At 59.6% G+C, this 21524-nt stretch carries 14 protein-coding genes and 1 pseudogene; all 15 read right to left on the reverse strand.

All coding sequences use genetic code 11. From position 1 onward, the window contains the following. Positions 1–4: 4 nt before the first annotated feature. Positions 5–1168 carry a UDP-4-amino-4,6-dideoxy-N-acetyl-beta-L-altrosamine transaminase gene (gene pseC / locus PSH65_RS23545; protein WP_305422670.1) on the reverse strand — a complete coding sequence of 388 codons (1164 nt, stop codon included), beginning with the start codon at positions 1166–1168 and terminating at the stop codon, positions 5–7. Then, a pseudogene (pseB, locus tag PSH65_RS23550) lies at positions 1165–2167 on the reverse strand (UDP-N-acetylglucosamine 4,6-dehydratase (inverting)). The gene pseC and the pseudogene pseB overlap by 4 nt, the downstream one beginning before the upstream one ends. 30 nt (positions 2168–2197) lie before the next feature. Then, on the reverse strand, positions 2198–5131 hold the full coding sequence (locus tag PSH65_RS23555) for a TIGR00180 family glycosyltransferase (protein WP_305422672.1): 2934 nt from the start codon (positions 5129–5131) through the stop codon (positions 2198–2200). A 53-nt stretch (positions 5132–5184) separates the two neighbouring features. After that, positions 5185–5922, reverse strand: coding sequence for a cephalosporin hydroxylase family protein (locus PSH65_RS23560; protein ID WP_305422674.1), 738 nt, complete (start codon positions 5920–5922; stop codon positions 5185–5187). A 17-nt stretch (positions 5923–5939) separates the two neighbouring features. After that, entirely contained in the window at positions 5940–7010 is a 1071-nt protein-coding gene (locus tag PSH65_RS23565; RefSeq protein WP_305422675.1) for a class I SAM-dependent methyltransferase, read from the reverse strand. After that, positions 7000–7857, reverse strand: coding sequence for an NAD(P)-dependent oxidoreductase (locus PSH65_RS23570; RefSeq protein ID WP_305422676.1), 858 nt, complete (start codon positions 7855–7857; stop codon positions 7000–7002). Before PSH65_RS23570 ends, PSH65_RS23565 begins: the two co-directional genes overlap by 11 nt. Beyond that, complete coding sequence (locus PSH65_RS23575; protein ID WP_305422678.1) at positions 7854–9080, reverse strand: class I SAM-dependent methyltransferase; 1227 nt, start codon at positions 9078–9080, stop codon at positions 7854–7856. Before PSH65_RS23575 ends, PSH65_RS23570 begins: the two co-directional genes overlap by 4 nt. Next, a complete protein-coding gene (locus PSH65_RS23580; protein ID WP_305422680.1) occupies positions 9077–9637 on the reverse strand; it encodes a dTDP-4-dehydrorhamnose 3,5-epimerase family protein in 561 nt (186 codons plus the stop codon). The genes PSH65_RS23575 and PSH65_RS23580 overlap by 4 nt, the downstream gene beginning before the upstream one ends. Then, a complete protein-coding gene (gene rfbG, locus PSH65_RS23585) occupies positions 9634–10716 on the reverse strand; it encodes a CDP-glucose 4,6-dehydratase (RefSeq protein WP_305422681.1) in 1083 nt (360 codons plus the stop codon). Before rfbG ends, PSH65_RS23580 begins: the two co-directional genes overlap by 4 nt. Further along, entirely contained in the window at positions 10698–11471 is a 774-nt protein-coding gene (gene rfbF, locus PSH65_RS23590) for a glucose-1-phosphate cytidylyltransferase (protein WP_305422682.1), read from the reverse strand. Before rfbF ends, rfbG begins: the two co-directional genes overlap by 19 nt. Positions 11472–11730: 259 nt before the next feature. Continuing rightward, on the reverse strand, positions 11731–15321 hold the full coding sequence (locus tag PSH65_RS23595; RefSeq protein WP_305422683.1) for a glycosyltransferase: 3591 nt from the start codon (positions 15319–15321) through the stop codon (positions 11731–11733). A 124-nt stretch (positions 15322–15445) separates the two neighbouring features. Then, on the reverse strand, positions 15446–17011 hold the full coding sequence (locus tag PSH65_RS23600; RefSeq protein WP_305422684.1) for a flagellar hook-associated protein 3: 1566 nt from the start codon (positions 17009–17011) through the stop codon (positions 15446–15448). A gap of 13 nt (positions 17012–17024) precedes the next feature. Then, entirely contained in the window at positions 17025–19076 is a 2052-nt protein-coding gene (gene flgK / locus PSH65_RS23605) for a flagellar hook-associated protein FlgK (protein ID WP_305422686.1), read from the reverse strand. A gap of 23 nt (positions 19077–19099) precedes the next feature. After that, positions 19100–20398: a flagellar assembly peptidoglycan hydrolase FlgJ gene (gene flgJ / locus PSH65_RS23610; protein WP_305422687.1), complete on the reverse strand. Its 1299-nt coding sequence runs from the start codon at positions 20396–20398 to the stop codon at positions 19100–19102. Between the two features lie 11 nt (positions 20399–20409). Beyond that, a complete protein-coding gene (locus PSH65_RS23615; protein WP_305422688.1) occupies positions 20410–21519 on the reverse strand; it encodes a flagellar basal body P-ring protein FlgI in 1110 nt (369 codons plus the stop codon). Positions 21520–21524: the final 5 nt, after the last annotated feature.

A 21524-nucleotide genomic window follows, 5' to 3' on the forward strand; every position in this document is an offset into this window, starting at 1 on the left:
GTCACTACTCCTCAAGGATCAGTCGTCGCAATTGCTCGACCACATAATCCTGTTGTTCATCGCTCAGCAGAGGAAACAGCGGCAGGCTGATGGCCTCGGCGTAATAACGTTCGGCCTGGGGAAAATCCCCCTCGGCAAAACCCAGGTCGCGATAGTACGGCTGCAAGTGCAGTGGAATATAGTGCAGGTTCACACCGACACCGGCCGCTCGCAAACCTTCGAACACCTGCCGATGGTTGAGGTTGATCCGCTCCGGCTGCAAGCGCACCACGTACAGATGCCACGCCGACTCGGCCTCGGGCTGCGGGCTGGGCAAGGTCAGCGGCAAGTACGCCAGCAACCGGTCATAACGGGCCGCCAGCTCACGTCGACGCTCGATAAAGCCATCGAGCTTGTTCAGCTGCGACAGACCGAGAGCCGCTTGCAAATCGGTGATGCGGTAATTGAAGCCCAGTTCCACTTGCTGGTAGTACCAGGGGCCGTGACTGGGCTCAGTCATCTGCGCCGGATCACGGGTCATGCCGTGGCTGCGCAGGCGCTGCAAGCGCTCGGCCAGTTCCGGGCGATTGGTCAGCACCATGCCGCCTTCGGCACTGGTGATGATCTTCACCGGGTGAAAACTGAACACCGTCATCGCCGCGAATTCGCCACAGCCCACCGGGCGCCCGGCATAGGACGCCCCGACTGCGTGGGAGGCATCTTCGATCACGGTGAAACCATAGCGCTCGGCCAGTTCGGCGATCATGCGCATATCGCAGCTCTGCCCGGAGAACGCAACCGCCACCAGCACTTTCGGCAGTTTGCCGTCGCGCTCGGCGATCTCAAGCTTCGACGCCAAGGTGTAGGCGTCGAGGTTCCAGGTTAGCGGATCGATGTCGACGAAATCGACCTCGGCGCCGCAGTAACGCCCGCAGTTGGCCGAGGCCAGAAAGGTGTTCGGCGTGGTCCACAAGCGATCGCCGGGCCCGAGGCCGGCGGCGAGGCAGGCAATGTGCAATGCCGCCGTGGCATTGCACACCGCCACCGCGAAATCGGCCTGGCAACGCTCGGCCATGGCTTGTTCGAAACGCTCGATGGTCGGCCCTTGCGTCAGCCAGTCGGACTGCAACACGTCAACCACCGCATCGATGTCTGCCTGATCGAGGCTTTGCCGACCGTAGGGAATCATGCCGACAGCTCCGCGTGCAGGTCGGCGATCTGCCCGACCGACAGGAAGTGCGGGTTGGTGTCGGAGCGGTACTCGAAATCTTCGCTCACCGGCTGGCCCTGCTCGCCCAGTTTGTCGATGGCAAAATCCACGTCGACGCTGGTGAAACGGATCGACGGCTGAATAGTGTAGTGATCATCGAACTCCAGGGTCATGCGCGCGTCGTCCAGCGGCACCATCAGCTCATGGAGTTTTTCCCCCGGACGAATGCCAACGTTTTTGTGCGGCAAATGTTCAGCCATGCCCCGCGCCAGATCGACGATACGAATCGACGGGATCTTCGGCACAAACACTTCACCGCCGTGCATGCGGGCAAAGCTGTCGAGCACAAACTTCACGCCGTGATCGAGGGTGATCCAGAAGCGCGTCATGCGCTCGTCGGTGATCGGCAGCTCTTTGGCGCCCTCGGCAATCAGTTTGCTGAAAAACGGCACCACCGAACCCCGCGAGCCGGCGACGTTGCCATAGCGCACCACGGCAAACCGGGTTTGTTGCTCGCCGGCAATATTGTTGGCAGCCACGAACAGTTTGTCCGACAGCAGCTTGGTCGCGCCGTACAGGTTGATCGGGCTGGCGGCCTTGTCAGTAGACAGTGCGACGACTTTTTTCACGCCGTTGTCGATGGCCGCGGCGATGATGTTTTCCGCGCCGTTGACGTTGGTGCGGATGCATTCAGTGGGGTTGTATTCCGCCGCCGGCACTTGTTTCAGGGCCGCAGCATGCACCACGTAATCGATACCGCGCATGGCCTGACGCAAACGGTCGGCATCGCGCACATCACCGATGAAGTAACGCATGCACGGCGCGTTGAACGTCTGCTGCATCTCGTACTAGCTTGAGCTCATCGCGGGAAAACACCACCACGCGCTTGGGCTGGTATTGCTCCAACAACCGGCGGATGAAATTGCGCCCGAACGAGCCGGTGCCACCCGAGATGAAAATCGATTTACCGTTGAACATGCCTTGAGTCCTTTTACCTGTCAGCCAGGCTTATGCGAGCAATTGCGCCCAGTTCACACGGGTCGGTTCGCTGAGAGTAAAGCCCTTGCCGGTCAAGGCCAGGTTTGAGTTGTATGCCGGGTCCTGCCGGAAACGCGCCTGCCACTTGTCGCGCAGGGCATCTATGGCCTGTGGCGTCTGCGTCAGGTTGCCCGGATGGAGAATTTGCACTTGCGGTGTCCAGACCGTCAGGAACCCGGCATCGGATACTTTCAAGCACAGATCGACATCACCAAGGGCATTCTCGAAATGCTCTTGATCCAGACCGCCCACCGCCTCGTAGAGGTCTTTACGAATCATCAGGCACACACCAGAGACTGCCGAGTAGTTCTGCTCGACCACCAGCCGCTGCATATAGCCGGTAGCGTCTTTCTTCTCACCGACAAAGGGCGAACTCACTTCGCCATTCAGGCCCAGGATCAAACCGGCGCCGGTCACGTTACCTTCAGCGTCCACCAGTTTGCCACCCACCACGCCGACTTCCGGACGCTGCGCCTGATTGAGCAACGACTCGATCCAGTTGGCATTGACCACTTGGGCATCAGCCGCCAGCAGGACCAGGAATTCTCCCTGCGCCTGGCGAATGACGGCATTGTGCAGCGCTGACAGACTCAGCCGCTGCTCGGCCCGGACTACGCGAATCCGGCCGCGACCGTTCTGCTCAAGGTTATCGAGCCAGGCAATCAACTCGGGTGACTGGTTATGATTATCGGCGATCAGCAATTCATGATTCTGGTAGCGCGTACGTTGCAACACGCTGACGATGCAGCGCTGCAGATCAGCGACATTGTCCTGGGCGACGATGATGATCGACACTTGCGGACGATCGCTGTGACGGTAATCAACGCGGTACGTGCCTTGCGATTCGGCGCTGACTTGAGCCTGGTAGCCGCGGGTTCCCAGGTGGCGAACCAGGGTCTGGCGCTCATGCTCGTTAGCCACCTGCGCGGGCGCCTGGCAAATCAGCAAGGGTTCCGAGAGATGGGCAAGGCCCGCGAGCCCCCCCTCTTCAATCAAGCGCAACAGCAGATCGAACTCCACGGCCTGACTGAATTCACGGCTGTAACCACCGGCTTCGACCCACACATCGCGACGAATCAACCAGTGCCGCGCCATCAACGAAGGGGCACTTTGCAGCAGATCCAGGTTGAAGTCCGGACGGAAAACCGGTGTCAGGGTCCCGCTGGCCCGACGATGGACTTCATCGGCGCAGACTGCCCGACACTCAGGTGCCGCAAGTAATTCAATACTGGCCTGCATCAAACCACTGGAGGTGAACTCATCGCCCGCCTCGGCCAGTAACAGCCAGTCGCAACGGGTGTTCGGCACCACCTGATTGAGCTTGTCGACACAGTTGTCGGCGCTGACCTTGACGAAATGCAAGGTATTTTCCAAAGTGGTGGCCGAGGTGATTTCGCCAGTGGTGAACACCACGACCTGGAAGGCACGGAAGTGACTGTCCAACAGGCTGTCGAAAGTCACCTGCAACTTGTCGGAATCGTTGTTCAGGTCCAGCAACAGAATGCAGAACCGTGGACTGCCGCCCTTCGCCGTCAGATGACGGGCAATCGACGCGGCTTGCTCGGTATCAGGCCCTCGCGCCTCCAGCCAGTTGAGCAATTGCCCGGTCGGCATTTTGTCCAGCAACACGCGGCTGTCCTGAGTTGATGCCCCATCCAGACGTTCAGCCCAGGCCGAGAGCACGTCAGCCTCTTCGGTATCGCCGCTGCTACGCAGTGTCAGCGCCAGGCGCTTGACGACTTTGCGGTTGAACGCATTGCACGACAGGGCCTTCCACAGACGGGCTTTGATTGTCCGTTCAGTGTCATTGCCATGGGTGCGCAGCAACTGTTCCTGTTCCAACAGCACGGCTTCGAGGCGTTCGAGCTGCAGCTTGCCCGCGGGCATTGCGTGCAAGAGGAATTCGAACTCGGTCAGGCGATCGAAGAAAGGTTGGTTGTAGAACGGCATCTCAACGAACTGGGTCGGGCCAAACTCGCGGATCGGGCCCTTGAAGGGGTCATTCCAGATTGAATGAAAAATGGGTTGAGTGGTCAGCGAGCGGCGCTGCAACAAGCACTGCGACATGGCGGCAAAACTTTCCAGCGCGAATTCGCGAGTCTGCACTTGATCGCGACCGGCAATCGCGGTCGGTACGGTGGACAGAAAGTCGGCAAACTTCTCCCGCTCGGCCACGGATTTGGCATCGGTGAAACTGAGCACAAACACCACCTCGGTGTTGTGTTCTGAGCCTCCATAGTTGGCTTCGCGCACCACGTAAGGGATCGGCAGGATCCGCGCCTTGGCGCAGGCCAGCAGGTAATACACATGACCGATTTCCTGCCACTCGAAACTCAGCTCTTCAGGCATCAGGTCGTACCACTGACGCAGCAGCTCAGTACGCGTGACAGCGAAGAATGGCGGAATGAACTGGCCCATGTAGTCCAGGACCCGGTCTTCAGCTCGTTCGCTGGCGTAGTCTTCCTGAACCTTCTTGTCGCGACGGTAGTAAGTCACCCGGGTCGCTTCGGTCAGGTACATCATGCAGTAGCCATGACACATGCCGTAGTCCGGGTTCGCTTCCAGAAACTCCACCGACTCGGTCAACGCACTGTGCAGCAGGAAATCGTCGTCGGCGGCAAATGCCATATACGGCGTAGTGACTAGGCCAATGCCGTGCTTGAGCTTGGCCTGGAAACCCAGGTAAGAGAACTGCGGCAAGTGCAGGTACTGAACGTGCGGATAAGCTTCGACGATTTGCGTGTCCGGCTGGCTGGAAGAATCCAGCACAATGATCGTGCACGGATAACTGCTGTAGTACTGCAGCGTGCGACGCAAAAACGCCGGCCGGTTGTGGGTCGCCAGCAGCAGCGTAAAACGCTCGCCGAGTGGCGCAACGTGTTCAGAACCAAAATGACCTTGCATACCTTTCCCCACAGCCGGCGAAGCGCCCGATGAACTCAATGACATGACGTTGCTTAACGAACCCGACGCAGATAACCGTCCGGCGCCACGGTGATCAGCAGCTTGTTCTGCAACTGACGGTCGATCTCGAAGTCAGCGTTTTCTTCCAGGTATTTCCACACAGCGGTTTTCGGGTTGTCGCCCGGGCCCCACGGACGGTCCGGGAAGAAATCGGCCGGCATGTCTTCAACCACGGTGTCCATCACCACGCAGTAGCTGCCCACCGAAACCAGTGGCGCATACAGACGCAGCTCTTCCAGCACGTGATCGTGGGTGTGGTTGGAGTCGAGTACCAGAATGACTTTCTTGCCTTCGGCCGCAGCACGCACTTGCTCGGCGATGGCCGCGTCGATGCTCGAACCTTCAATCATTTTGATGCGCTTGCTCATCGGGTGGCTTTCAATGGCTTCGCGGTTGTGCGGGCGAATGTCGAGGTCAATGCCCAGCACTTCGCCGTGGCCTTGCAGCTCCAGCAAGGAGGCGTAATAGATAATCGAACCACCGTGGGCGATGCCGCATTCGATCACCAGGTCGGGTTTGACCTGCCAGATGATTTCCTGCATCGCCATCATGTCTTGCGGCAACTGAATGATCGGACGGCCCATCCACGAGAAGTGGTAGCTGTACTTGTGCCTGGCCGATTCGTTGAAGAACTCCTGGGCCAGACCGGTGAGTTTCTGATCGTCGCCCTGACGCGCGATTTCTGCCTGGCATTCGGCTTCGAAGGCTTTATTGATGGTGTTGTCGGTCATTTTTGGAATCTCAATAGTCACTGGAACGAAGCGCTGTCGACGGCGTGGTAGACGTAGCGTCCACCGGTCATCCGCTTTATTTCTTCGAGGTAATTGGAGTTCATTACAAACAGGTTGGCGCCTTCGGGTAGAGCGTCCATGGCCTCTTGCGGCGAGGACACCCGCGCGCCGCTCAGGGGCAGATATCGGCCCTGTTTGGCCGGGTTGATATCCACCACGCGATCCACCGCCACGCCCGCTCGTTGCAGGAACAGCGAATAAATCACGCCTTTGGACGACGCCCCCCAGATCGCCGAACCTTGCTCGGGTGCGGCCTGAATAATCTGCACCGCGCGCTCAAGGCTGCTGGTGAAACCTTCAGGCAGCTCGAGGCGCGGCACCGGTTGTTCCGGGGTCAGGCGCAACGTCGACAGGTCGGCGACGATGTACAGGTACTGGCCACCGAACAGGTGACCGGCCTCATGCACCGTGCCGAACATCCGGCGCAGGTCATCGAGGCGGAAATAATTGACGTGTTCGTAAAACAGGTCGAACCAGGCGCGGTGCTCGAGAATCCAGTCGAAACACGGGACTTCGATGTAGATCTGTCCGCCCTGGTTGGCTTCGGCGATGACCGCCAGAAAGCTCAGCGGATCCTGAATATGCTCCAGCACATGGCGCAACACGATAGCGTCTGCCGACAGGCCAAGGCCGCGAGTGAACGGCGCCTTGATCACATCGACGCTGTCGCCTTCGTAGGCCGGGTCGATGCCGGTGATGGCGTAGCCCTGGCCTTTGAGCAGTTCAAGAAAGTAGCCTTTGCCGCAGCCGACTTCGATCAGTTCCTGGCCTTTGAAGTGACGGGCAATGATCCCTTCGACATCGCTCAGGTGCTTCTGGAACTGGCCGGAATGCGCCTGCTCGTTCTGATAGTCGGCGTCGTAGCTGAGCTTGTCGGCGTCGAAGGCCTGATTGAAGATCAACCCGCTCGTCTCGTCTTGCACCAACACCATGTCGGCGCAGGCCGAAGCTTTCGCCGATTGCGCATCGGCAAAGGTCCGGTTCTGCAACACCGGCAGGTCGGCGACCCGATACAACTCATGCCTCATGCTCTGCTCCCAGTAGCTGTTGCAAGCGGTCCGCCACGCCCCAGAACGCCATCGGCTCATGGGTCGGGTAGGGGTAATGGCCCAGGTTCAAACGGATCGATGCGCCACGTTCACGCAACTGTTGCTCGACCAGCGCTCTGACCGATATCGGCTGGCCGCTGGAACAATTGATCACGCCATCGAATTCGCGCTGTTGCAGGATCGCGGCGAGGTAACCGGCGGCCGTGTCGATCGCCAGGTAATCGCGCAACTGCTCGCCGGCCGACATGTTGAAGCTGTCATCCCCGGCCTCGATTGCCCGGTCCAGTGCCGCCAGCAAACTGTTGGGGTTCTGCCCTTCGCCGTGCAGGTAAAACAGCCGCGCCCATTGCAGGGTGAAGGGCTGTTGGCGCTGCAGGTTTTCGAGGAACAGACGCAAGGTGTTCTTGGCCAGCCCGTAAGGGTTACTCGGCTGCGGCGCGGTCTGCTCGCTGAGCGGGCCACTTTGCAGGCCATATTCGAAACAGGTGCCCGCCACCAACACCTGCGACACGCCCGCCTCGACCGCGCCCTTGATGAAGCGGTAATCGGCCATCAGGTTGTGTTCGAAGTGAAACAGCGCCTGATAATTCGGCAACCCCGGCCAAGCGAGATGCGCCAAGGCATCGACGCCATCGGTCAGCGCGGCGAAGTCCAGGTCGGCGGCATGAACATCCGCGACCACGAATTCCACGGCGTTGATCCACGGTAATTGCGCGGAGGTCTCGGCGTTGCGCGCCACAGCCCGCACCTCGCAGCCGCGGGCGAGCAAAGCCGCGACCAGATGTCGGCCGACGAATCCAGTGGCACCGGTCACCAACACCTTCACAGTACGGTCAACTCAGGCACGGCGATCACGAAGCGACCGTCCCACTGACGTACCTGCGCCAGTTGCTGACTGACTTCGTGCAGCAAATTCCACGGCAGTACCAGAACGTAATCCGGCTTCTCCAGATCGATCTGTGCCGGCGAAACGATCGGAATGCGGCTGCCCGGCAAGTACTTGCCTTGCTTGTGCGGATTGGCATCGGCCACCCAGGCCAACAGGTCCGGTTTGACCCCGGCGTAATTGAGCAAAGTGTTGCCCTTGGCCGCCGCGCCATAACCGACCACGCGCTTGCCATCAGCCTTGGCCTGTAACAGGAAACGCAGCAGTTCGTGCTTGATACGTTCAGCCGCTGGCGCCAGGGTTGCGTAGTACTCGGGCGTCTTCACCCCGGCGTCCAGTTCGGCCTGCAACTGTTGCTGCACGGTCGGTTGTACGGCGCGGCGTTCACCGTCCTTGCGCTGCACGAACACCCGCAGCGATCCACCGTGAGTCGTCAGCTGGCTGACGTCGAACACCTCCAGGCCATTGCGCTCGCACAAGGTCTGCACGGCGGTCAGGGACAGGTAGGAATAATGCTCGTGATACAGCGTGTCGAACTGCTTCCCCGCCATCAGCGTCAACAGCTGCGGAAACTCGAACGTCGCCACACCGGTCGGCTTGAGCAAGCTTGCGAATCCGCCGAGGAAATCATTGATGTCCGGCACATGGGCGAGCACGTTGTTGGCAGCCATCAGGTCGGCGGCCCAGCCTTCACCGTTCAGCTGCGCGGCGGTGTCGCGGCCGAAGAACAGTTCGCGAATCTCCAGGCCTTTTTCCCGCGCCGCTTGCGCGGTGCTGCGGGTCGGTTCGACGCCCAGGCAAGGGATGCCGCGCTTGGCCACGTACTGCAACAGATAACCGTCGTTGGCGGCGATTTCCACCACCCGGCTGTCGGCGGTCAGGCCGAAGCACTCGACCATCTCGGCGACATAGCGTTCGGCATGGGCCAGCCAGGTGCTGGAGAACGAACTGAAATACGCATACTCGGCATCGAACAGGCTGTCGGCGTTGGTGTAATCCTCGGTCTGCACCAACCAGCACTGCTGACACACCGCAACCTTCAATGGCACCCATTGCTCGGATTGTTCCAGGCGATCGGCGTGCACATAGGCGTTGGATGGCGGCGAGGTGCCGAGATCGATCAGCGGCAAGGCCAGAGGAGTACCGCAACCACGGCAGTTCATAGACGCACTCCAGCGAAGTGTTCATCGAGCAAGGGATGGCTGGAATCCCTGGCCGACAGATTATTGACAGGCAACGGCCAGGCAATCGCCAGCCGTGGATCGTTCACGCTCAAACCACCTTCGTGCGCAGGTGTGTAATCGGCGCTGTGCAGGTAGAGCAATTCGGCGTCGTCGGTCAGGGTCTGGAAACCATGGGCGAACCCGGCCGGGATCAGCAAGCTGCGACCGTCACCGGCGCGCAAATGTTCCGCGTGCCAGCGCAGGAAGGTTTCGGAGTCGGGGCGCAAGTCCATCGCCACATCCCAGACCTCGCCGCGCAGGCAGGTAATCAACTTGGCTTCCGGCGCATTGGAATTTTGATAATGCAGGCCGCGCACACTGCCCCGCTCACGGGTGCAGGAATGATTGATCTGGCGGATATGAAACGGCTGGCCAAACGCACTCAGGCTGCCTTCACAGAACAATCGGGCGAAGTGCCCGCGATCATCTTCGAAGCGTTTGTGCTGCACGCTGAACAGGCCGGCCAGCGGCAAGGCTTTCAACAGAAACTCGCTCACAGCGCGCCTCGATACAGGTTCAACTGACGCAGGGTGATTTCACGCATGTCATCGCCGTTCTGCCACGCCAGGTGCCAATCGAGGGTCTGGGTCAGGCACTGCTGCAACGACCAGCGCGGCTGCCAGGCCAACAGTTGACGGGCGCGACTGCTGTCCAGACGCAGCAGGCCGGCTTCGTGCAAATCACTTGGTTCGATGCGCAATCCGCGTGCTTGCGGCCAGCGGTTGGCGAGCAACTCGACCACTTCACCAACGCTGCGCATGTCCGCTTCGCTCGGGCCGAAGTTCCACGCGCCGGCAAACTGCGGGCCTTGTTCGTAGAGGCGGGCGGCCAGTTGCAGGTAGCCAGCCAATGGTTCCAATGCGTGCTGCCACGGGCGCACGGCCTGCGGGTAGCGCAGGGTCACCGGCTCATCCGCCGACCAGGCCTTGAGCACATCGGGAATCAGGCGTTCCGGCGCAAAGTCGCCGCCGCCCAGCACGTTGCCGGCGCGCGCGGTCGCCAACGCCAGGCCGTGTTCAGCGTACTTGTCAGCCGGGAAAAACGACGCGGCATAAGACTGCGCCAACAATTCACAGCAAGCCTTGCTGCTGCTGTAAGGATCGTGACCGCCGAGGGCTTCGTTCTCGCGGTAGGGCCACAGCCATTCCTGATTGGCGTAGACCTTGTCGGTGGTCACCAGCACGCAGGCGCGCACACAGCCAACCTGACGGATCGCTTCGAGCAGATTGAGGGTGCCCATGACGTTGCTGGAGTAAGTCCCCAGCGGGTCGCGATAGCCTTCGCGCACCAGCGGTTGGGCCGCCAGGTGCAGGACGATTTCCGGCTGCACTTCGGCGATCAGTTCCAGCAAGGCGCCGAGGTCTCGCAGGTCACCGCGCTGATCGTTGATGCCCTCGTGCACCCGAGCCAGTTCGAACAAACTCGGCTCGGTGGACGGATCGAGCGAAAACCCGCTGACCTCGGCACCGAGGCTTTGCAGCCACAACGTCAGCCAGCTGCCCTTGAAACCGGTGTGGCCGGTCAACAGGACGCGCTTGCCGCGCCAGAACTCCGGGCTCAGTCCCATTGCTTCCATGGGGCCTCCCCGCTCAGCCACAACGCCTCAAGGTGGTTCTTGTCACGCAGGGTGTCCATCGGGTGCCAGAAACCTTCGTGCTGGAACGCCTGCAATTGATCATCTGTGGCCAACGCCGCCAGAGGCTCGGCTTCCCAAGAGGTTTGATCGTCCGCGATGTAGGGCAAGACCTTGGGCGACAGGATGAAGAAACCGCCATTGATCCAGCCACCATCGCCGCGGGGTTTTTCGGTGAAACCCAATACCTTGTCGCCATCACGTTCCAGCGCGCCGTAGCGTCCCGGCGGCTGCACCGCCGTCACGGTAGCGAGCTTGCCGTGGGCCAGGTGAAAATCCACCAGAGCGCCGATATTGAGGTCCGAAACGCCATCGCCGTAGGTGAAGCAGAACGCCTGCTCTCCATCCAGGTAACGAGCAGCGCGACGCAAGCGGCCACCGGTCATGGTGTCGTCGCCGGTGTCGACCAGCGTGACGCGCCACGGCTCGCTATAGTTCTGGTGAACGTCCATGCGGTTGTTGCACATATCGAAAGTGACGTCGGAGGTGTGCAGGAAGTAATTGGCGAAGAAGTCTTTGATCGCGTAGCCCTTGTAGCCCAGGCAAATCACGAAATCATGAATCCCGTGAGCGGAGTACTGCTTCATGATGTGCCAGAGAATTGGCTTGCCGCCGATCTCGATCATCGGCTTGGGCTTGAGGTGCGATTCCTCGCTGATGCGCGTGCCCAGGCCACCCGCCAAAATAACTGCCTTCATCGTCTCCCCTCTTGTTCTTCACAGGGCTCAGCCAAGCTGTATCAAGCTTTTGCGGGCCTTCTGGCTAAAACCTTGTGCCGTGTCGAGCGCCTGGAGAATGACCCGCAAGCGCTCGTTTTATGGCGATATGAGGAGGACTTGCAGGAAACGCGCCAGCTCCATGAGACCGATATGGGACGCCTGGGCGAGCGCAAAACAGATATGAGAAAGGGAGGAGCCCGGAGACATCACAGCCCGGCCTTTCAACGTGATTGTATGCTCAGCCGGATATCCATCCCTCGAACCACAGCTGCAAGTTATCCCCCCGCAGCATGTAATCGCGCAGCACCGCTTCGCGTAATTCGTCGCCCATGCGATAGCTGGCCTCGGGGTCGGCCAGGTGCATGCGAATCGCTTGCAGCCATTCCTCAGTGCTGTTGCTGACCACCTTGGTACACGGCAGATAGCCGCGATAGGCTTCTGTGTCGGTGCAAATCACCGGGTAACCGCAGGCGCCATACTCCAGCAATCGCAAGTTGCTCTTGCAGTCGTTGAAGATGTGATACTCCAGCGGCGCCAAGGCCAGATCCAGATTCAGGCTGGCGAGTTTGGCCGGGTAATCCATCAGGCCGACCGAGGGGTGAAACTCGTGCACGTAAGGGCGCAAAGCTTCTGGGCACATGCCAAAGAACACCCAGTCGACGACATCCGCCAATTCGCGAACAACGTCCGCGATGATCTCCAGATCACCGGCATGGCTGGTGCCTCCGCCCCAGCCGACACGCGGCTTGGTGCTGGTGCGACGCAGTGAAACGCGGCTGCTCCACAAATGCGTGGCCAAGGTGTTTGGCACCACGCGAATATCGTGATGCATGCCGTTCAACGCATCAGCCAATGCCTGGGTCGACACCACCACTCGATCACACAAGCCAATACCCCGGCGCATGGCTTTTTCGAAATCCTTGGGCCTATGTTTCAAGTGGCCGTTTTTTTCCGGCACGTCGATGATGTAGTCATCGAGCTCGAAAATCCGAAAAGCCCTTGAGTAGTTTTTGACTCGCTCGATTTCGTTGACCAGCGCATCGCTGTAGCGCCCTTGCATGATTACCGAATCTGGCGACTGACGTTCCAGGTCGATGATTGACGGCATTTCAAAGGCCTGAATACCGGTGACCATGCCCGCCGCCTCAAGCTCGAGAAACGGCTGCACCACCCGGTAGTGCCCCACGGCAGACTGGTTCACCGGCAAGGCCAGAACCCGCGGCAAGGTCCGGCTGCCGAACGGGCTCCAGCCAAGGCGCATGCCAGGCTCCAGACAGAAACTCGAACCACTGAGACTCAAGTTCGGATTATAGGCCGGGTCCCGCGCCATCTCAGGCAACCACTTGCTGTAGATCGACTGCTGCTCGCGGCCGAGTTGCTCCTGACGCAACTGCTCGTTGCCTTGCTGCAGCGACACCGACGGCTCGACCAGCGTGAGGCGGGAATGAGGCGTCCACACCACCAGGTATCCAGCCTTGGAGGCACGCAATCCCAGATCTACATCGTTGAAAGCCAGGCTGAACGAACGCTCGTCAAGGCCGCCCAACTCGTCGAATACCTGCTTGCGCACCAACAGGCAATCATCGCTGACCGCGCTGTAGTTCTGCACGACCTGCAAGCGTTGCATGTAACCACCGGACTGCATCGATTCGCCGATGAAGGGCGCCCCCACCGGCCCGCGCAACCCAAGCACCAGCCCGGCATGCTGGATTGTGCCTTGGGGGCAGACCATTTTTGCACCGACAATCCCGACTTCGGGACGCTGGGCCTGACTCATCAATGTGTCCAGCCAGTCAGCATCAGTGATAACGCTATGGGGCGTGAGCATTAATAAGTAAGCACCACGGGCCTGAGACGCGGCGAAATTGTGGATCGCCGCAAAGTTGCTGGCATGGGGATAACGCAGAACCCGAAGCTTGTCACTGTCCAGTTGCGCCATGCCGTCCAGCCAGGCGCGCGCCTCATTGGTCACACTGGCGTTGTCGACGATCAATACTTCGTAATTCGCATAAGCAGTTTTTTCCAACAGACTCGCCAGGCATCGCTCAAGCGCCGCCAGTTGATCCTTGGTTGAAATGATGATGGACACCTGTGGTCGCAGGGCATGACGGTAATCAATCTGATTGATCAGCGCCTCACTGCCCGGGCGCCACTCGAACGCCACACCGAGTCGCTGCAAATGAGTTTCAAGAAGTCGCGGATTTTCAGCGGCCACCGCTGGCGAAGACAACCATGCGGCATAGTTGAAGGACGACTCCACCAGCACTTCGGCAATGTGCTCAATGGTGTGTGGTCCAGCGCTTTCGACCATGCGCCAGAGCAAGTCCTGGGGTGCCAATTCCTGGAAGTCGGCGCTGAAACCGCCTCGTGCCAGAAAGCCTTTGCGCTCAAACGCCAACGTCCGTCCGGTGTAGGGATAGCTGCGCATCAGGTCGAGGTTGAAGTCGGGCTTGAATACCGGTTCCCGGGATACGCCGTCCACCAGCGCACCTTCGTCCGAATAGCAGCACAGCATATGTTGGCGCTCGACAACGCGCTCGGCCATCAGCAGCAGTGCCGCCTCGCTCAAGCGGTCGCCGGCACGCAACAAGTAGAACCAATCAGCCCCATCCAGTTGCGGCAGTAAACCATTGAGTTGCTGTACCCAATCCGCTTCCAGCGTCAGATTCAACACCCGGTCATTCAAATTTTCCTGAACACCGGCGCTACTTAGCACCACCACTGCCTGAGCGCCGTAGCACTGACTATTGATGCTTTCCAGCGTCAGATCCAGCGCCGCCCTATCGTCGGCACTGTCGATGACAATCGGAACAATCGTCGGGCGACGTGGCCACGCTTGAGTCTGAGCCAGCAGTTGCCCGAGAATCACCGGCTCGCGCCGACACCCCAGCCACTGGGCATACAGCTGCCCGAAGCTGCGGCTGTCGCTGCCGACTCTGGATTCCTGAAGAGCCTGGCGGGCGACGAGTAAATGGCCGAGGGAAAACTCCTCCCATATCCGATTTTTCGAATCAGCACCCGGCAAGGCGGCGCAATAACGGATCCAGCCGGAAAACACCGCCCCTTTATCGCCACGCCCTTTGAGCATCTGTGCCAGCCATTGCGCCTCGACGACCATTTGCTGCTGTACACCTGGCTGACATTTGAAGCTGTCAGGGTGCAACCGCTCGACACTCTGCACCTGGCTGGCCACCGCCAGGTTGCCCCGACGCAACAGGCAAACAAACAGGACCATATCCAGCAAACCGGCAAAGCCTGCCTCCGGCTGCAACAAAGCTGGCAATAACTCCCTGACATCCGAAGTACGCATCAGCACGTTGCTCAAGCCACCGATGAAGTTCAGCGGACGGACCTCAAGGAAATCCAGCAGATCCTGGCCCTTGAATAACGCATTGCCACCGGCCATCGCGGTATTTTCCAGGCGTTGCGGCAGGATGTGATCGTCGGCATCACACAGATAACGCTGGGCGCCTGCCAGGCTGACATCTTCGTGGTTGCTCAGCAGCCCGGCCTGGGTCGCGATGCAGCCGGTAAATAGCCGATCATCATCGCAGAGGAATTTGATGTACTCCCCTTGGCTTTCCTCCAGGCAGCGTAACAAATTGCCTTGAAAGCCCAACGGCTGCGGATTTTTCAGATAGCGCAGGGGAAATCGGGTCTGGGCCGAAAACGATTCGACGATACTCGCGATCTCGTCACTCTGACTGTCGTCACAAATGATGATTTCGAGGGATTCGTAGCTCTGACTCAGGACACTTTGCAACGCCGCACGGAAAAAACGCGGGTTGAAGGCGGGGATGGCGACGCTGACAAGGGGAGCTGAACTCACAGGAAAACTCTCGACCGCAGAGTGCTCCAGCCCTGGGGCCGGGCACGCTGACCCGGTTGGAAGAAAATGCTTGCACTCGACGGCCGAGGAGTCATCTCGGCCGCCGTGTGATTAGCGGTCAAACTCAGATTTTGTTGAACAGACCCAACTGGCTGATCTTGCTGAAGGCCAGCTGAGAGGCCTGCAACATGGTTTGTTGCAGCGTCAGGCGGGTGAGAACTTCGGCCGGATCGGAGTCCTGGATCGACGACGTAGTGGTTTTGTTGGCCATCGACAGGCTTTCGTTGGTAGCGCTCTGGATATCCAGCGCCTGACCGCGAGCACCGATCGACGTCAACGAACTGGTGACCTGATTGCCACCGCTGGCGATGTTGGCGATCGCCGAATCCAGCGATGCACGAAAGCTCTGCTCGGCCGCGGCGGAACCATCGATCGGCGCCTCGAGAGCGGTGCGCAATTTGCTGATGGTGTCGAGGATGTTCTGGGTCTGGTGGGTGTTGGCCTGAACCACGAACTGGTCACCCGCCGCCGGCGTACCGCTGATTGTGAAATCCACACCCGCGGCGGTCGCTGTCGAACCCGCCATGGTTCCGGTAGACACCGGTTTGCTATTAGCGGTCAACGGTGATGCGTACAGCTCATAGTCCGTGGCGCTGGTGAACTTGAGAATCGCCCCACCATTGGGGAATGCTGCACTGTAGTCGGCAGCGTTGCTGACAGTGGCACCGGTCACGATAGCGGTCGACGGGTTGCCGGCACTGCGCGTGGCGTTGAACGTGTCAGGCTTTGCACCGAGGTTGAAGATATGCCCGGCCACTGCAGTGTCCGGGACATCACCCGATTGCAGATTGATGTTCAGGCGCAGATCGACACCGCGAAAAGACACCTGGGTACCACCCGCCGTATTGGGATCGAACACGCCGTTGTTGGTGGCTTCAGCCGTCACGTCGTTGCCGCCGGCATCAGTGACCTTGAATTGAGTACTGCTCAGGAACTCGATCGCGTAAGGCTCGCCACTGCGGAACTTATCGTTGTAAGTCACGCTGCCCGAGACCTGACCATTGGACAGAGCGACCCGTCCGTCATCCACGGCAGGTGCTGTCAGGGTGGTCAGGGTACGACTGGTGTTGATTGCCTGTTCGAAGATACTGAAGCCGGTGTCGTTACTCGCCATGGTCAACGCATCGCCAACCTGAAGATCCAGGGTAGTCTGGTCGCCGTGATAGCTGTAAGTGCCATCGGCATTGCGCGAATACGGCGCGGTGCCGCTGTTGGAGCCGCCAAACAGATACTGGCCGTTTTCGTCACGGCTGTTCATCAGGCTCAGCAGCTGCGATTCGAGTTGCCCCAGTTCTGCGGCGTTGGCCTTGCGCTCAGAGTCGGTGTAGCTGGCATTACCCGCGCCCAAGGCCAGTTCGTTGGCACGCTGCAGCACATTGTTGATGCTGTTGAGGACCGACTCGGACTGCCCCAGGGTGTTCTTGATCGTCGTGACGTTGGTCGCAAACTGACTGAGCATCGAGCTCTGCTGGCCCAATTGCAGCAACCGCGACGCACCAACCGGATCATCGGCGGCCGTGCGCACGCGAAGATTGTCGCTGGCTTCCTGGCTGGTATTGACGACGTTGTTGAAGTTCTTCTGGTAGTTCGCGGCGCTGCGCTCATAGAACTGGGGAGTGGAAATACGCATGTTCTATGACTCCTTAAAGGCTGTTGATCAGAGTGCTGAAGATTTCCTGCGCAGCCTTGATGATCTGTGAAGAGGCCGTGTAGTACTGCTGATATTTGACCAGGTTGCCGGTTTCCTCATCCAGATCGACACCGGACAACGAATCACGCGCGCCCTTGGCCTGGGTCAGGATGGCGGTTGTCGCAGCGGAATCGTTCGTGCCCTGGGCTGCCTTGGCGCCGACGTTTTCCACCAGCTTGCCGTACGCATCCGACAGGCTGATGCCATTGCTCGTACCACCGGTTTCCACAGTCTTGCGAGTCTGCAAATCGATGACAGCGAGGCCATTACGGTTGTCCTTGGAGCTGGCGCCGGTCAGGGACACGCTGAAGCTGTCCAGTTCCTTCGGCGAGCCGTCCATGGACATTTCAAACGTGAAGGTGCGCTGCACCGGCGGGACGCTGCTGTCCATGATCGCGTTGCCACTGGCATCGACCATTTTCACATCCACGCTCAGGGTGTTGCTTTGACCGGGGACGATGCTGCCGGTACCGATTTCGGCACCCGTGGCGTCCTTGACCGAATAGGTCTGGGAGGCACCGCCACCTGGACCGAAAACAATCTTGACCGGTGTCGAGTTTTTAATCCCTTCCTGAATGATTGCGCTGTCGGCAGCGTCGTAGATATTGAGCGATGACTTGAGGTCCGGCTGCTTGAGAATGCTGCCGGTTCCGGTGTTGCCAGAGCCATTGACGGCCGTCAGAGGCGCCGCTACGGCAAGACGCTTCGGATCGGTGAGCACTGTCTGGATATCGCTGGCGCCACCACGGGTCGGTGTAACCTTGAAGCTGTCGCCAGCGCTCATGCCTGCCCCGCCCAGGGACAACTCAAAGCCATCGATCACCGGCGCCGGGGTGGTGCTGATGTTGAATGAGCCCATATCGGTGCCGTCCGAGCGGCGCACGCTGTAGTCCGTGGCGCTGGTGAACGTGACCTGATAATCGTTGATAGTCAGCTTGCCCGTGTCCTTGATGGTCACGTTCAGATTGCCCGACGCCGCGTTGTTGCCGGCGCTGGCAATACTGCGCTGGCTGATCAGCGCCGCACTGTTGATATTGCCGAACAGGGCTGCACCGAACTCACCGTTCTTGTCGATGCCTTGGGCAAGCTGAGTGTTGATCTGATCGGCGACCACCAGGGCTACACGACCCAATTCATTCATTGCCGGGTCGAGCACTTCGCTGCGATAACGCAGCAGGCCACCTATTTCGCCACCCGTGATCACTGAGGTGATATCGATGGTGCTGGAGCCACGGTTCATCTGAATCGTCGAGCGGGTCGGATCAGTCTTGCCGGGGACCACTTCCAGGGTGTTGGCGGTATTGCCCATGACCAGCGGCTGGCCGCTGCCCAGATAAATGTCGTAGCTGGAACCGTTCTCAATGATTTGCGCACCGACCAGCTCGGACAATTGGCGGACCGTCTCGTTGCGCTGATCCAGCAAGTCATTAGGTTTTCCACCGTTGCTGGAAACCTCGAAAATCTTCTGGTTCAGTTGGGCAACGGTGCTTGCCAGTTTGTTGACTTGCGAAGCCATGTCCGCCAGGTTGCCATTGATGTTGGCATTCTGCTGGGTGAGCTGACTGGAGATCGAATTGAAGCGTTTGCTCAGGGCCTGCGCATCGCTGAGCAGCAGTTGCCGTGCCGCATCATCGGTCGGTGCCGAAGAGACGTTCTGCATGGAGCTGAAGAACTTGGTCAGTGCGCTGCTGATGCCGGTACTGCTGTCCGACAGCAACTTGTCTACCGGGGTAACCTGCGCCAGATAAGTGGCCGAATCACTATTGAGCGAAGTCGCGGTCTGCAACTGCGCATCAAGGTAGCTGTTGTACACCCGACGCACATCGGCGAGGGTCGTACCGCTGCCGATGAACACATTGCCGAACTGATTCGAGGCCTTGGTACTCTGCACGGTTTGCTGACGCGAGTAGCCGGCCGTATCGACGTTAGCGATATTGTTGCCGGTAACCATCAACGAGGTTTGGCTAGCGGATAAACCCGACATCCCGATGTTGAGCAAACTCATGGTTCAAACCTTATACCTTGTGCCTATAAAGGCGTGGTGGAAGCGCCCGCCGCAGCGTAGTTTTGGTAACTCGTCATCTGCTTGGCTATCTGCGAAATCTTGCTTGCGTAATCCGGGTCGGTTGCATACCCGGCTTTTTGCAACTCGCGTACAAACTGTTCTGGGTTATCGGCCGACTTCAGCACATCTTGATAGCGATTATTGCTTTGCAGCAGCGTCACAAGGTCATGGAAGCTGTCTTTGTAAGAGCCGTAGGAACGGAACTCGGCCGTCTCCTTGACCATCTCGCCATTTCTGAATTCGCTGGTGATCGCCCGCGCCGAATCGCCCTTCCAGTTACTGCTGGCCTTGATGCCGAACAGGTTGTGGCTGCTGCTGCCATCCTGGGCGCGCATGACCGATTTACCCCAACCGGTTTCCAGGGCAGCCTGAGCCACCAGGTAACGCGGATCGACACCGATACGGTCCGCAGCCTCTTTGGCCATCGGCAGCATGGTGTTGACGAATTCGTCGGCGGAACTGAAGGCTTTCTTCGGCGGTGCCAGGGGTATTTGAGCCATGGCACGACCATAAATCTGCAGGCGCCCGCTGGTTGTCGTATCCGTTTGCGAAGCCAGCCAATCGCCGTTGTACAGGGGACCGGAACCGGTCTTGGTGCTCTGCGGCACCTGGATATTGTTCTGCGCCGTTGTGGCGGTCGTTGCAGGGGTCGATGCCGACGGCACCAGCCCGGCGAGCAAACGATCAGCCAGTTTCGGTGGCAGTGCCAGACGCCGCTGATTGATCAGCGCCATGTCGTTACGATGAGCACCCTCACCCGCGCTTGCCGGCGTTTTCACCGAGCGCGAAGCCCACAGCGGGCGCTCACCATTGAGACGCGACAGCGGCCCGTTGGTGGCGACCGTACCGGCGGCAATCGGCGTTTCCACCGCAGCTTTCGCGGCAGCTTGCTTGGCGGCAGACGCTGCCGCGGCCTCACCCGGCGCCATCGGTTTATTCTTCGACATCTGGCGCATCAGTACGTCGGCCAGGCCGATACCACCGCCTTCGCGGGACAGGGAAACGGCCAACTGCTGGTCGTACATTTCCTGGTATTGCTTGGCCGCTGGTGTGTTGAGCGGATTGTCCTGGCCCAGCGCTTCGGTGGCCGAGCGCATGGACTTGAGCATTTCACCGAGGAACAGCGATTCGAATTCCTGCGCCACTTTGCGCATGTTCGCATCGCTGTTCTTGTCGCCGACCTTGAGCTGGTTCAGGCGGTTCAGGTCCGAATAGGAACCCGAGTCGCTGCTGCTGACCAGACCGCTTTTGCGCATATCCATGGTCGCCGTCCTCAGATCACGATCAGGTCGGCTTGCAACGCGCCGGCCTGCTTCAGCGCTTCGAGGATCGCCATCAAGTCACCCGGTGCCGCGCCGACCTGGTTCACCGCACGGACGATTTCGTCGAGGGTGGTGCCCGGGCCGAACTTGAACATCGGCTTGGCTTCTTGTTGAGCGTTGACCCGCGAGCGCGGCACCACCGCCGTCTGCCCGTTGGACAGAGGGCCGGGCTGGCTGACGATCGGGTCTTCGGTAATGGTCACGGTCAGGCTGCCGTGGGTCACGGCGGCCGGGGAAACCTTGACGTTCTGGCCGATCACGATGGTGCCGGTGCGCGAGTTGATGATGACTTTCGCCACCGCCTGACCCGGGTCGACTTCGAGGTTTTCGAGGATCGACAAATAGTCGACCCGCTGGCTCGGATCGAGTGGCGCGGTCACACGGATCGAACCACCGTCGATGGCCTGGGCGACGCCAGGGCCGAGCATGTTGTTGATCTTGTCGACGATGCGCTTGGCGGTGGTGAAGTCCGAACGGTTGAGGTTCAGGGTCAGGCTGTTGCCCTGATTGAAACCGCTTGGCACCGCACGCTCGACCGATGCACCGCCAGGGATGCGACCGGCCGACGGAACGTTGACGGTGATCTTCGAACCGTCACGACCCTCGGCATCGAAACCGCCAACCACCAGGTTGCCCTGAGCGACGGCGTAGACGTTGCCGTCGATACCTTTGAGCGGCGTCAGCAGCAAGGTGCCGCCGCGCAGGCTCTTGGAGTTACCGATGGACGCTACGGTGATATCTATCTGCTGACCCGGCTTGGCAAACGCCGGCAGATCGGCACTGATCGACACGGCTGCGACGTTCTTCAATTGCACGTTGCCGGAACCTGCCGGCACCTTGATGCCGAACTGCGAAAGCATGTTGTTGAAAGTCTGCAGGGTAAACGGAGTCTGGGTCGTTTGGTCGCCGGTGCCGTTAAGCCCGACCACCAGGCCGTAACCGATCAATTGGTTGGAACGCACGCCGGAAATACTGGCGATATCCTTCAGCCGCTCGGCTTGAGCGTCGAATGCCGCGGACAGCAAAAGGACGCCCACCATCAGGTGTTTAAGATTCAACATAGCCA

Source organism: Pseudomonas sp. FP603 (genome assembly GCF_030687415.1).
Lineage (GTDB): Bacteria > Pseudomonadota > Gammaproteobacteria > Pseudomonadales > Pseudomonadaceae > Aquipseudomonas > Aquipseudomonas wuhanensis.

Excerpts from the sequence above, each read along its gene's own strand:
- PSH65_RS23575 (WP_305422678.1), bottom strand. The coding sequence starts at position 9,080 with ATGAACTGCCGTGGTTGCGGTACTCCTCTGGCCTTGCCGCTGATCGAT.
- PSH65_RS23600 (WP_305422684.1), bottom strand. The coding sequence starts at position 17,011 with ATGCGTATTTCCACTCCCCAGTTCTATGAGCGCAGCGCCGCGAACTAC.
- PSH65_RS23565 (WP_305422675.1), bottom strand. The coding sequence starts at position 7,010 with ATGAGGCATGAGTTGTATCGGGTCGCCGACCTGCCGGTGTTGCAGAAC.
- pseC (WP_305422670.1), bottom strand. The coding sequence starts at position 1,168 with ATGATTCCCTACGGTCGGCAAAGCCTCGATCAGGCAGACATCGATGCG.
- rfbG (WP_305422681.1), bottom strand. The coding sequence starts at position 10,716 with ATGGAAGCAATGGGACTGAGCCCGGAGTTCTGGCGCGGCAAGCGCGTC.
- flgJ (WP_305422687.1), bottom strand. The coding sequence starts at position 20,398 with ATGGATATGCGCAAAAGCGGTCTGGTCAGCAGCAGCGACTCGGGTTCC.
- PSH65_RS23615 (WP_305422688.1), bottom strand. The coding sequence starts at position 21,519 with ATGTTGAATCTTAAACACCTGATGGTGGGCGTCCTTTTGCTGTCCGCG.
- PSH65_RS23560 (WP_305422674.1), bottom strand. The coding sequence starts at position 5,922 with ATGACCGACAACACCATCAATAAAGCCTTCGAAGCCGAATGCCAGGCA.
- rfbF (WP_305422682.1), bottom strand. The coding sequence starts at position 11,471 with ATGAAGGCAGTTATTTTGGCGGGTGGCCTGGGCACGCGCATCAGCGAG.
- PSH65_RS23555 (WP_305422672.1), bottom strand. The coding sequence starts at position 5,131 with ATGCAAGGTCATTTTGGTTCTGAACACGTTGCGCCACTCGGCGAGCGT.
- flgK (WP_305422686.1), bottom strand. The coding sequence starts at position 19,076 with ATGAGTTTGCTCAACATCGGGATGTCGGGTTTATCCGCTAGCCAAACC.